This is a genomic window from Flavobacterium sp. R1_16, assembly GCF_057652095.1.
In genome coordinates this window covers 886,308-898,895 of the sequence record NZ_JBYFCG010000001.1, presented here as the reverse complement: position 1 = coordinate 898,895, position 12,588 = coordinate 886,308, and the positions used below count along the sequence as shown (strand labels likewise).

11 protein-coding genes are annotated in these 12,588 nt (G+C 33.6%); 9 read left to right on the top strand and 2 right to left on the bottom strand.

Annotation, left to right across the window (positions count from 1 at the left end; all coding sequences use genetic code 11):
• Positions 1-66: 66 nt before the first annotated feature.
• From AC23L6_RS03890 to AC23L6_RS03860, 7 genes are all read left to right on the top strand, one after another.
• The gene (locus AC23L6_RS03890; RefSeq protein ID WP_487562352.1) at positions 67-1,947 is read left to right on the top strand and encodes an ABC-F family ATP-binding cassette domain-containing protein; all 1,881 of its coding nucleotides are present in this window, start codon (positions 67-69) and stop codon (positions 1,945-1,947) included.
• Positions 1,948-2,027: 80 nt separating this feature from the next.
• A complete protein-coding gene (locus AC23L6_RS03885; RefSeq protein WP_487562232.1) occupies positions 2,028-2,807 on the top strand; it encodes an O-methyltransferase in 780 nt (259 codons plus the stop codon).
• Positions 2,808-3,060: 253 nt separating this feature from the next.
• Positions 3,061-3,747: an ABC transporter ATP-binding protein gene (locus tag AC23L6_RS03880; protein ID WP_487562233.1), complete on the top strand. Its 687-nt coding sequence runs from the start codon at positions 3,061-3,063 to the stop codon at positions 3,745-3,747.
• A gap of 137 nt (positions 3,748-3,884) precedes the next feature.
• Positions 3,885-4,454, top strand: coding sequence for a cob(I)yrinic acid a,c-diamide adenosyltransferase (locus AC23L6_RS03875; protein ID WP_487562234.1), 570 nt, complete (start codon positions 3,885-3,887; stop codon positions 4,452-4,454).
• 180 nt (positions 4,455-4,634) lie between these two features.
• The gene (locus AC23L6_RS03870) at positions 4,635-4,856 is read left to right on the top strand and encodes a DUF2795 domain-containing protein (protein ID WP_007138072.1); all 222 of its coding nucleotides are present in this window, start codon (positions 4,635-4,637) and stop codon (positions 4,854-4,856) included.
• A gap of 91 nt (positions 4,857-4,947) precedes the next feature.
• Complete coding sequence (gene secA, locus AC23L6_RS03865) at positions 4,948-8,301, top strand: preprotein translocase subunit SecA (protein ID WP_487562236.1); 3,354 nt, start codon at positions 4,948-4,950, stop codon at positions 8,299-8,301.
• 99 nt (positions 8,302-8,400) lie between these two features.
• Entirely contained in the window at positions 8,401-8,982 is a 582-nt protein-coding gene (locus AC23L6_RS03860) for a hypothetical protein (RefSeq protein WP_487562237.1), read from the top strand.
• A 195-nt stretch (positions 8,983-9,177) separates the two neighbouring features.
• Here AC23L6_RS03860 and AC23L6_RS03855 read toward each other — a convergent pair whose 3' ends face one another.
• A complete protein-coding gene (locus AC23L6_RS03855) occupies positions 9,178-10,587 on the bottom strand; it encodes an FAD-binding oxidoreductase (protein ID WP_487562238.1) in 1,410 nt (469 codons plus the stop codon).
• Between the two features lie 62 nt (positions 10,588-10,649).
• Positions 10,650-11,561 carry an AEC family transporter gene (locus AC23L6_RS03850; protein ID WP_487562239.1) on the bottom strand — a complete coding sequence of 304 codons (912 nt, stop codon included), beginning with the start codon at positions 11,559-11,561 and terminating at the stop codon, positions 10,650-10,652.
• Positions 11,562-11,819: 258 nt separating this feature from the next.
• Between AC23L6_RS03850 and AC23L6_RS03845 the strand changes: the two genes are divergently transcribed.
• Positions 11,820-12,356 (top strand): DUF2975 domain-containing protein, encoded by a 537-nt coding sequence (locus AC23L6_RS03845; RefSeq protein ID WP_487562240.1) that lies wholly within the window; start codon positions 11,820-11,822, stop codon positions 12,354-12,356.
• Positions 12,357-12,359: 3 nt separating this feature from the next.
• Positions 12,360-12,587 carry a helix-turn-helix domain-containing protein gene (locus AC23L6_RS03840; RefSeq protein WP_487562241.1) on the top strand — a complete coding sequence of 76 codons (228 nt, stop codon included), beginning with the start codon at positions 12,360-12,362 and terminating at the stop codon, positions 12,585-12,587.
• Position 12,588: the final 1 nt, after the last annotated feature.

The window sequence follows — 12,588 nt, the reverse complement described above, 5'->3', positions numbered from 1 at the left end:
GAATTGCAAAAAAACGAATTTTCAATGTTTGAAAACAAAAGACTATTTTTGCAAAAAATTACTCTCGTGAATTATCTTTCAGTCGAAAATATCTCTAAATCTTTTGGTGAACGCTCCTTATTTGAAAACATTTCTTTTGGCATAAACAAAGACCAAAAAATTGCTTTTATTGCCAAAAACGGTTCTGGAAAAACTACCATCATGAACATTATAAATGGTGAAGACGAACCTGACACTGGTAAAGTGGTTTTGAGAAAAGAAATTAAGATGGCTTTTTTATCTCAAGTTCCTAATTTACAAGACGAACTCACTATTGAAGAAAGCATTTTTGCATCGGATAACGAAACCCTAAAAGTTATTGAAGAATATGAGAAAGCGCTAGAAAATCCTCAAGATGAAGATGCCTATCAAAAAGCATTTGATAAAATGGATCAGCATAATGCTTGGGATTTTGAAACGCAATTCAAACAAATTTTGTTCAAATTAAAGCTGGAAGACTTTAAACTAAAAGTTAAAAACCTTTCCGGTGGACAGAAAAAAAGGTTATCTCTAGCTATTATTTTAATCAATCGTCCTGACTTATTAATTCTAGATGAACCAACGAATCATTTAGATTTGGAAATGATTGAATGGTTAGAAAGTTATTTTGCTAAAGAAAATATTACACTTTTCATGGTGACTCACGACCGCTTTTTTCTAGAGCGTGTTTGCAATGAAATTATTGAACTCGACAATGGAAAATTATACCAATATAAAGGGAATTATTCTTATTATCTAGCCAAAAAAGAAGAGCGAATTGCTTCTGAAAATGCAAGTATAGACAAAGCAAAAAATCTATTCGTAAAAGAATTGGAATGGATGCGTCGTCAGCCCAAGGCAAGAACAACAAAATCAAAATCACGTCAGGATGATTTTTATGTCATCAAACAAAAAGCCGAAAGTCGCCGAAAAGAAAATGTTGTTGAACTCGAAATCAACATGGAACGAATGGGAAGTAAGATTATCGAACTGCATAAGGTTTCTAAAAAGTTCAAAGACCGTGTTATTTTAGATAATTTTAGTTTTGATTTTCAACGTGGAGAGCGCATTGGAATTATTGGTAAAAACGGCACTGGAAAATCTACTTTCTTGAATTTAATTACAGGAACCATTCCTGTTGATAGTGGGAAAGTAGTAAAAGGCGATACCATAAAAGTAGGCTACTATACTCAAAGTGGCATAAATCCTAAACCAGGACAAAAAGTTATCGATATTATCAAGGAATATGGTGAATTTATTCCGCTAACAAAAGGAAAAATTATTTCTGCAGGACAACTATTAGAGCGTTTTCTTTTTGACAGAAAAAAACAACACGATTATGTGGAGAAACTCAGTGGTGGAGAATTGAAACGACTGTACTTGTGTACAGTTTTGATTCAAAATCCAAATTTCTTGATTCTGGATGAACCAACTAATGATTTGGATATTGTAACCTTGAATGTACTGGAAAGTTTTCTCTTGGATTATCCAGGTTGCTTGATAGTTGTTTCCCACGACCGTTATTTTATGGATAAAATTGTAGACCATTTATTTGTTTTTAGAGGTAATGGTGTGATTGAAGATTTTCCTGGTAATTATTCAGATTTCAGAGCGTATGAGGATTCTGCTGAACCCAAAAAATTAGATGCTGTTAATACTGAAAAGGGTGCTTCGAATCCTGCAAAAACATGGAAACAAAATAATCCTACTGGAAATTTAACTTTCAATGAGCAGAAAGAATTTCAAAAAATTGAACGCGAAATCAAAGATTTGGAATACCAAAAAAAGGAAATCGAACAATTGTTTTCTGACGGTAAAGTAGCCAACGTCGATATTGAAAAAAAAGCAAATGAATTGCAAAAAATCATTGCTAAAATTGAAGAAAAAGAAGAACGGTGGTTTGAACTTTCGGGTAAAATGGAAGAATAAGAGTGATTAGTAAAGAGTAACTAGTGAGTAGTTTTAATGCTCTATCTAATTACTTTTCACTAATCACTAATTACTAAAAAATGCTATACGTTTTAAAATCATACCTCAAATTCCTTTGGAACTCCAAGAACGAACATGGAGTGCATTCTCCATTTGTATTTGATTTGGTGACAAAATGTTTTTATGATACAACAAAAAAACCAGAATATTTAGGGTTAAAAAAGTATCGAAATTCCCTTCTGAAAAACAAAAATCATATTAATGTTATTGATTTTGGTGCTGGTTCTAAAGTTTTTAAAAGCAGCCAAAGACAAATATCTAAAATTGCTCGAACAGCAGGAATTAGTCAAAAAAGAGCTGAATTATTATTTAGAATTGTTCATTATTTTAAACCCAATTGTATTTTAGAATTAGGGACTTCATTAGGTTTAGCAACCTCAGCTATGTCTTTAGGAAATCCGAAAGCTAGAATTACAACATTAGAAGGTTGTCCTGAAACCTTAAAACAAGCTCAATTGCAATTGCAAAAATCAAACTTCAATACTATTGATTTTGTTAACACAGAATTTTCAAACTATCTCAAAAATCATCAATTATCAAATATTAATTATCAATTGATTTACTTTGACGGTAATCATTCTAAACAAGCCACTTTAGCCTATTTTGAACTTTTACTTCCAACTATAACCAACGAAACCGTGTGGATTTTTGATGATATTCATTGGTCTGTTGAAATGGAACAAGCTTGGAATATCATTAAGAAACATCCAAAAGTAACTGTAACTATTGATACTTTTCAATGGGGAATAGTATTCTTCAGAATGGAGCAAGAAAAAGAACATTTTACGATAAGAATTTAAAAGAATTCTGTAACAAATTTAAAATTTTTAGTACCTATAAACTTAATATTAAACCAATAGTATATGGAAACTAAAAACTACTTCAAATCAAAAAAACACAAAATTTTGTTACCAATTACAATAATCATAGGAATCATATCTATGACTAAAGCAGGCTATCATTTAGGCCAGTGGATTTATCAAGCAGTGAATTAAAACGTATCTTTGCCCCACAAAAAACTGAAACTCATCAATACTAAATTTGTCATTTTAGATGCATAATCCATTAATCAAAATAACCAATATCAAACGAGATTTTATTCTTGGCAACGAAACCGTTTATGTGTTGAAGGGAATAAATTTACAAATAAACAAAGGCGAATATGTAGCACTCATGGGACCTTCGGGTTCAGGAAAATCTACACTGATGAATATTTTGGGTTGTTTAGACACGCCAACTTCAGGAACCTATGTTTTGAATGGAAAAGACATAAGCGACATGCATGATGATGAATTAGCTGAAATTAGAAATAAGGAAATTGGCTTTGTTTTTCAAACCTTTAATCTAATGCCTAGAACAACTGCATTAAACAATGTAGCCTTGCCGATGATTTATGCTGGATATTCCAAATCGGAAAGAAACCAACGTGCCAAAGAAGTATTAGAACAAGTGAATTTAGCAGACAGAATGGATCATCAACCCAATCAACTATCAGGAGGACAACGACAGCGAGTAGCTATTGCCAGAGCGTTAGTTAACAAACCTTCTATTATTCTCGCCGACGAACCTACTGGAAATTTAGACAGTAAAACGTCTAATGAAATCATGAAATTATTTGACGATATTCACAAGCTTGGGAATACTGTGATTCTGGTGACGCATGAAGAAGAAATTGCAGCCTACGCCCATCGAGTGATTCGATTACGAGACGGAATAATTGAAAGTGATACTAAAAAATAAATTCGCAGTTTCCAAAACCATTTACCTCATCAAAATCTACTAAAATCCTTTTAATTATTTTCTATCTTTGAAAACTTAATTTGATTTTTGATTGCGGATAAAAATCCTAAATCCTAAATCCTAAATCCTAAATCAAAATGAAAATATATACAAAAACAGGAGATACAGGAACAACAGCACTATTTGGGGGAACAAGAGTTCCTAAAGACCACATTCGCATTGAAAGTTATGGAACTGTTGATGAACTAAATTCTCATATTGGATTATTACGCGATCAAGAGATAGAACCGCATCACAAGGAAATTCTTATCGAAATTCAAGATAGGCTATTCACCATCGGTGCTATCCTTGCCACTCCACCGGAAAAAGAAGTAAAAAAAAATGGAGAATTACGTTTGAAAAAACTTGGAATCATTGATAGTGATATCGAATTGTTAGAGAAAGAAATGGATGCCATGGAGGAAGCTTTGCCACAAATGACTCATTTTATTTTGCCAGGAGGACATACTACAGTGTCATATTGTCATATCGTCCGATGTGTTTGTCGCCGTGCTGAGCGATTAGCCGTTCACCTCGACCATAACGAACCAGTTGCTGAGAACGCAATTAAGTACCTCAACCGACTTTCTGACTATCTTTTTGTACTGGCACGAAAGTTGTCTCAAGATTTAAACGCTGTTGAAGTAAAGTGGATTCCACGAAAATAAATTCGTAGGTAAAGCTTTAATTTTTGTATACAAATCATAGATTATATTGCAAAATTAAGATTAAAACAGGGTATTAGTTATAAAAAAAATACGTTCTTAACTTTTTTTTAAAATAAATTAAATTTAACTTGACTTTTTGAGTAAAAAATTTATTTTTGCATAAATTAAAATCGAAATAAGATGTATTGGACATTAGAATTAGCATCCTATTTAAGCGATGCGCCTTGGCCAGCTAACAAAGATGAGCTTATCGACTACGCAATTAGAGCAGGAGCACCGCTAGAAGTAGTGGAAAACTTGCAATCTATAGAAGACGAAGGCGAGATATATGAATCAATGGAGGAAATTTGGCCCGACTATCCAACAGACGAAGATTATCTTTGGAATGAGGATGAATATTAAAAAAATGATAAAACCAATAAAAAGTCTCAGTTGAGGCTTTTTTTTTGCTTAAATTTGCACACTTTATAAATCAAGAAATTACACAAATAGTATGAGTTTCATAAATAGTATCCTGAAAATTTTTGTTGGAGATAAATCTGAGAAAGACGTTAAAGCACTACAAGGCAATGTCAATAAAATCAAAGCAATTGGAGTTTCCTTAGAAAGTTTATCAAATGATGATTTGAGAGCAAAAACGATTGCCTTCAAAGAAAAAATAAAAGAGGCGCGTGCTGAAAAAGATGTTAAAATAAGTGCACTTCAACTTGAAGTTGAATCTATCGAGGATATTGATAAAAGAGAGGATATTTACCTTGCAATTGATTCTCTTGAAAAAGAAGCCTACGAAATCTCTGAAAAAACACTAAACGAAATTCTTCCTGAAGCATTTGCTGTAATCAAAGAAACGGCAAGACGTTTTAAAGAAAATACAGAAATTGTTGTTACTGCTACGGCAAAGGATAGAGAACTTTCTGCTTCAAAATCATACATCACATTGGATGGAGACAAAGCTATTTGGGCTAACTCATGGAATGCTGCTGGTAAACAAATTACTTGGGACATGGTTCACTATGATGTTCAGTTGATTGGAGGTATGGTATTGCACTCAGGGAAGGTTGCAGAAATGCAAACAGGTGAAGGAAAAACTTTGGTGGCTACATTACCATTATATTTAAATGCCTTAACTGGAAACGGTGTACATTTGGTAACGGTTAATGATTATTTAGCCAAACGTGATAGTACTTGGAAAGCACCATTGTTTGAATTTCATGGTTTAACTGTGGATTGTATCGACAATCATCAACCGAATTCTGATGCCAGAAGAAAAGCATACGAAGCAGACATTACCTACGGAACCAATAACGAATTTGGTTTTGATTATCTGAGAGATAATATGGCGCATTCACCAGAAGATTTGGTTCAAAGAAAACACAATTTTGCTATTGTAGATGAGGTCGACTCTGTCTTGATTGATGATGCGCGTACTCCTTTGATTATTTCTGGTCCCGTACCACAAGGAGATCGTCATGAGTTTAATGAGTTGAAACCAAAAATCGAAAATTTGGTAACACTGCAAAGACAATTGGCTAACGGATTTTTAGCCGAAGCAAAACGTTTAGTTAAAGAAGGAAATACAAAAGATGGAGGATTTAATTTGTTGAGAGCTTACAGAGCCTTACCAAAAAACAAAGCTCTAATCAAATTTCTAAGCGAAGAAGGAATCAAACAATTGCTTCAAAAAACGGAAAATCAATACATGCAAGATAACAATCGTGACATGCATATTATTGATGAAGCGTTGTATTTTGTCATTGAAGAAAAAAACAATCAAGTAGAATTAACCGATAACGGAATCAAATTCTTGTCTACCGATACAGACGGCAACTTCTTTGTTCTTCCAGACATTGGAACTGAAATTGCCCGAATTGAGAAGTTAAATTTAGACAAAGATGCCGAAGCAGAACAAAAAGAAAAATTATTCCAAGACTTCTCCGTAAAAAGTGAACGAATTCATACACTGACACAATTACTAAAAGCCTATACCCTATTCGAAAAAGATGTTGAGTATGTTATCATCGACAATAAAATCCTTATTGTTGACGAACAAACAGGTCGTATCATGGATGGTCGACGGTATTCAGACGGTTTACACCAAGCTATTGAAGCTAAAGAAAATGTAAAAATTGAGGCTGCCACACAGACTTTTGCAACAATTACACTTCAAAATTATTTTAGAATGTATAGCAAATTAGCTGGTATGACTGGAACAGCCGTTACTGAAGCAGGTGAGCTTTGGGAAATCTACAAATTGGATGTGGTAGAAATCCCAACCAATCGACCTATGGCTAGAATTGATAAAGAAGATTTTATATACAAAACTACTCGTGAGAAATTCAATGCAGTTATTGAAGATGTTACCGAACTATCAAAGGCTGGAAGACCTGTTTTAATTGGAACAACTTCGGTAGAAATTTCAGAATTATTAAGCCGAATGTTGAAAATGCGGGGTATTACTCACAACGTATTGAATGCAAAAATGCACAAACAAGAAGCTCAAATCGTCGAAGAAGCCGGAAAATCTGGAGTGGTAACCATAGCAACTAACATGGCAGGTCGTGGAACAGATATTAAATTATCTCCAGAAGTAAAAGCCGCTGGTGGATTAGCTATCGTAGGAACAGAGCGTCATGATTCACGTCGTGTGGACCGTCAGTTGCGTGGTCGTGCTGGTCGTCAAGGTGATGTGGGAAGCTCTCAATTTTATGTTTCTTTAGAAGATAATTTGATGCGTTTATTCGGATCTGAAAGGGTTGCCAAGGTAATGGACAGAATGGGGTTAAAAGAAGGAGAAGTAATTCAGCACTCGATGATGACCAAATCGATAGAACGTGCTCAGAAAAAAGTAGAAGAAAACAATTTTGGTGTTCGTAAACGTTTATTAGAATATGATGATGTGATGAACGCACAACGTGAAGTAGTGTACAAACGTCGTCGTCACGCCTTGCACGGAGAACGTCTTAAAGTCGATATCGCCAACATGATGTATGATACTTGCGAGGTTATTGTTGAGGCTAACAAGCCAAGAAACGACTTTAAAAATTTTGAATTCGAATTAATTCGTTATTTCTCGATTACTTCTCCAGTTTCTGAAAGCGAATTTGAAAAAATGTCCGAATCAGAATTAACAGGCAAAGTATATAAAGCAACTTTAGAATTTTATACCGAAAAAACAGAACGTAGTGCCAGAGAAGCTTTTCCTATCATCAAAAATGTATTTGAGGATAAGAACAATCAATTCGAGCGCATAGTAGTTCCTTTTACTGACGGAATAAAATCATTGAATGTAGTTACTGATTTAAAGAAAGCTTACGAATCGCAAGGAAAACAATTGATAGCCGATTTTGAGAAAAACATCACTTTAGCGATCGTGGATGAAGCTTGGAAAAAGCATTTGCGTAAAATGGATGAGCTAAAACAATCCGTTCAATTAGCGGTTCACGAGCAAAAAGACCCATTGCTTATCTATAAATTTGAAGCCTTCAATTTGTTTAGTGCTATGTTGAATGGGGTAAACAAAGAAGTTATTTCATTTTTGTTTAAAGGCGATCTGCCACAACAAAATGTTCCAAGCATTCAAGAAGCGAAACAAGTTAAGGTAAAAGAAAATTATAAAACCAGTAAAGACGAAGTTCCAAACAGTGACACACTTGCTGAACAAAATCGTGAAGCTGGGCAAACCCAACAACGTCAAGTAACCGAAACGATTGTTAGAGAAATGCCAAAAATTAATCGTAACGATACGGTAACCATCAAACATGTATTAAGTGGGAAAACAGATACCCTAAAATACAAAAAAGCAGAAGGCATGATTAATTCTGGAGAATGGGTTATTGTGAATGACTAATTCCTTTTTTGTCATTTAGACAATGGAGAAACCTAAAATATCTATCCCCAACTGCGAGAGTAGTTGGGGATTTTTTTATATTTGAATAAATCAATTGTTATGAAAACAAAATTTATATTTTTATTTACGCTATTCAGTTCATTTTCTTTTTCACAATCTTTGGAAAAATTAAAGTTGGAAACCCAAAAAATCTACGACGCTAATTATACCATGGATTTTGATGTAATCGCAAAGCTTACTTATCCAAAAATTGTGGAGTCTATTGGAAATAAAGACAGCTTCCTAGAAAAACTAGATTTAGACTATCAAAACGAAGAATACCGCATGCGATTGGAACTCGTAACCCCAGTTTTTCAATATTCTGACATAAAAAAAATAGAAGGAAAAACATTTTGTGTTATTACTTATAGAAATCCAATACGCTATTTTTTTGAAAATAAACTCGACAATGCTACTGCTTTGAAAAAAGTTGATTGGCTGAAAGAAAACAACAATACTAAAGAGGTCTTTTTTGAACCCAAACGCAATAGCATTAATGTAAAACGAGTTTCTAAATTGATAGCTATTGCTGACGAAACTACAGGCAATGAATGGAAGTTTTTCAACTTTGATGATTCCTCACAAAGAGAAATTTTCAAAACTAGTTTTAATGAAAATATAAAAAAAGTATTAGGATTATAAAATACCTAAAATATATAACCTATCTTTACTTAAATAGATAACCTAAAAACTAATAGTATGTCTAAAAGTCAAGACGCAAAGAAAACTGTGAAAAAAGAACCTCTGAAAACAGCAAAGGAAAAAAAAGCGGAAAAAAGAGAAAAGAAAAATACACCTAAAAGAGATTAAAAAAGGGTTCATTGAGTGAACCCTTTTTTATAGATTATCAGGAAAAATTTTACCCGGATTTAATATTCCATTAGGATCAAAAATAGCTTTTATGCCTTTCATTAGTTGTAATTGGGTTTGACTGAAAGCAATATCCATATAGTTTTTTTGAACAAAACCTATACCGTGTTCACCTGATAAAGTTCCGTTTAAAGAAACTGTCAATTCAAAAATTTCGCGAATTCCTTTGGTTACTTCTGTTTTCCAATTTTCATCTGTCATATCTCCTTTAATAATATTTACATGGAGATTCCCATCACCTGCATGACCATAACAAACCGATTTAAAGCCATATTTATTCCCAATGGTTTTAATCCCATTCAATAATTTGGGTAATTCATATCTAGGCACTACGGTATCTTCTTCTTTATAAATAGAATTCGCTTTTACCGCTTCGGCTACACTTCTGCGCATCTTCCAGAGTGCATTTTTTTGATCTTCTGTATCAGCAAAAAGAACTTCGTCTATTTTGAATTGCTCTACGACATTCATTATTTTTTCGGCTTCTTGAAAAAGAATATCGGGATAGTTCCCATCCACTTCAATCAGCAAATGCGCCTGAATTTCATCGGATACTTGCACATTCAAACCTTCTACAAATTGTAAAACCCAATCAATGGCATCACGTTCCATAAATTCCAGAGCACTAGGAACAATTCCTGCTCTGAAAATCGCAGAAACTGCCTCACAGGCCTCATCAGCTTTATAAAATGGAACTAACATTAATACATTGTGAGTGCTTTTTGGTAATAATTTCATTACAATTTTAGTGATAATACCAAGGGTTCCCTCACTACCCACCATCAACTGAGTGAGATTATATCCTGTTGAATTTTTCAAAGTATTGGCACCAGTCCAAATGATTTCTCCATTGGGTAACACCACTTCTAAATTCAACACATAATCCTTAGTAACACCATATTTTACTGCTCTGGCACCACCAGCATTTTCCGCTACATTCCCTCCTATCCAGCAGCTTCCTTGGCTACTTGGATCGGGTGGATAAAAAAGATTTTTCTCAGCCACAGCCTCTCTCAAAACCTGGGTAATTACTGCCGGCTCTGTAATGACTTGCAGATTTTGTTTGTCTATTTGTAAAATGGTATTCAATCGTTCTGTAGACAAACCAATTCCTTTATGAATACTCAAAGCGCCACCACTTAAACCCGTTCTACCACCAATGGGTGTCACTGGAATTTTATATTCGTTTGCCAATTTCATGATTTCAGAAATCTCTTGAGAATTTGCTGGTTTTACTACCACACCAGGCGGAAAAACATAATCTTCAGTTTCATCGTGACCGTAATGATTTCGTGTTTCCTCATCAAGAAAAACATAAGAATCGCCTACAATTTGAATGAGTTGACGCTGTATTTCAGGAGTTATTTCAGTATTCATGGTGCTGTTTTAGAATGGCAAAATTAGTATTTTTTAGAGAGTGCCACAAGTTAATTTGAATACTAAAAAGTAGTCAAAATCCAATACCAAAACGCTACAGTAATAAAGGATAACGGTATGCCAATACCAATCATCATGCCACTCAATTTAGGTTTTAATCCATAGGTTGCTGCTAAAATACAGCCCGTGATCATAGGTGCCATAGCCGCTTCGGTTATAGAAACATCAACAGCAAGTCCTTTTCCATGAAGTACAACTTTATATAAAAGATAGAAAAGCGCGGGAGTAATCATCAGCTTGTAAAATAATCCCAATGTTAAAAATCCCCAATGCTGACTCTTTTTGTCAATAGTTATTTGTAATCCTACGGAAACTAAGGCTATGGGCGTAATGGTACTTCCTAATTTTTGAAAAACGGATTGCACATCCGTTGGAAAATATATCTCAAAAAGATTCATTACGATAGCAAATACAAAAGCAATGAATGGCGGAAAACTTATCATTTTTAAAATGATATATTTTAAACTTGGTTTTCCCTTAGAAAAAAGTGAGGCAGTTAAGATTCCGAAAGTAGTTAATACTGTGAATGTTCCTGGTTGATCGACAATAATGGCAGTTTTCAAACCTTCTTCTCCATATAAAGCATTGATGATGGGAAACCCTACAAAGGAGGTATTCCCCAAACCCGCTGTGAGAATAAGACAACCTATCAATTTGTTTGACCATCCTAATCTTCTTCCTAACAAAAAGAAAAAAAGAAACGCCATGACAAATCCCAACCAAGCAACCCCTAAAGGGTATAATAAGGAAGCATTAATTTCGATTTTAGGAATATAAAATAAGGTCAAGGCTGGAAGGGCAACGTAAATGATAAATTGATTTAAAGCAAGGTATCCGTTTTTAGGAAATGCTTTCACAAATTGCAATCCAAACCCTATGAATAAACATAGAAAGACCAAAATAATATTGTCCATAAAGTATACTATTTTTTTGCAAAGGAACATCAAAAAATCAGAATACAATAACTTGTTATCTCGATAGCTCCAGTAACCGAAATAAAATAACACAAAAATACTTACTCGAAATAGTAAGTAGTAATCATAGTTTAAAGATTTAGCCAAACTAGAAGTTGTACAATTCAAATCCTATAATTAATTGAATATAAACTTATATTTATTGTTTTTCAATAAATATTTATTATTTTTGTGATGTAATTTTAAATTTTAATCGTTATGTCAAAAACAAATAACTTCGTATTTAAAGTCTTAAAAATTGTTGCTTGGATACTATTTGTAGGCTTATGCATTGAAGCAGGTGGGTTACTAGTCAATTTTATTTTCAGTCTTTACAAACCTGAATTTATTTCAAATCTTTATCAAAAATTAGACTTGAGTGAAATGTATACCCGAAATAAGTGGGTTTTTTACGGTATGTACTCTTTTATCTTGTCCATATCTTTTTTAAAAGCCTATCTATTCTATATTGTCATTAAGCTTGTAACTAAAATTAATTTATCAAAACCATTTGATAATTATGTTTCTAACCACATCACACAAATTAGTTACTATACTTTTACTATTGGAATATTAAGTTACATTGCCCGACAAACTGCCAAGAATTTAGTACATCATGGTTACGTTACCGACAACTTAAACCCGTTTTGGGAAGACAGTCAGGCATTCATTTTGATGGCGGCAGTAATCTACATGATTGCTACTATTTTCAAAACAGGAATTGATATTCAAAACGAGAACGATTTAACAGTTTAAGTTATGGCAATCATTGTAAATTTAGACGTGATGATGGCAAAGAGAAAAATTTCTCTGAATGAACTTTCCGAAAAAGTTGATTTGACATTATCTAATCTTTCCATCTTAAAAACGGGAAAAGCAAAAGCAATTCGTTTTAGTACTTTAGACTCTATTTGCAGGGCACTCGAGTGCCAACCAGGTGATATCTTAGAATACGTTGAAGAAGAAAAAATCCCCACGAATCGCTAAC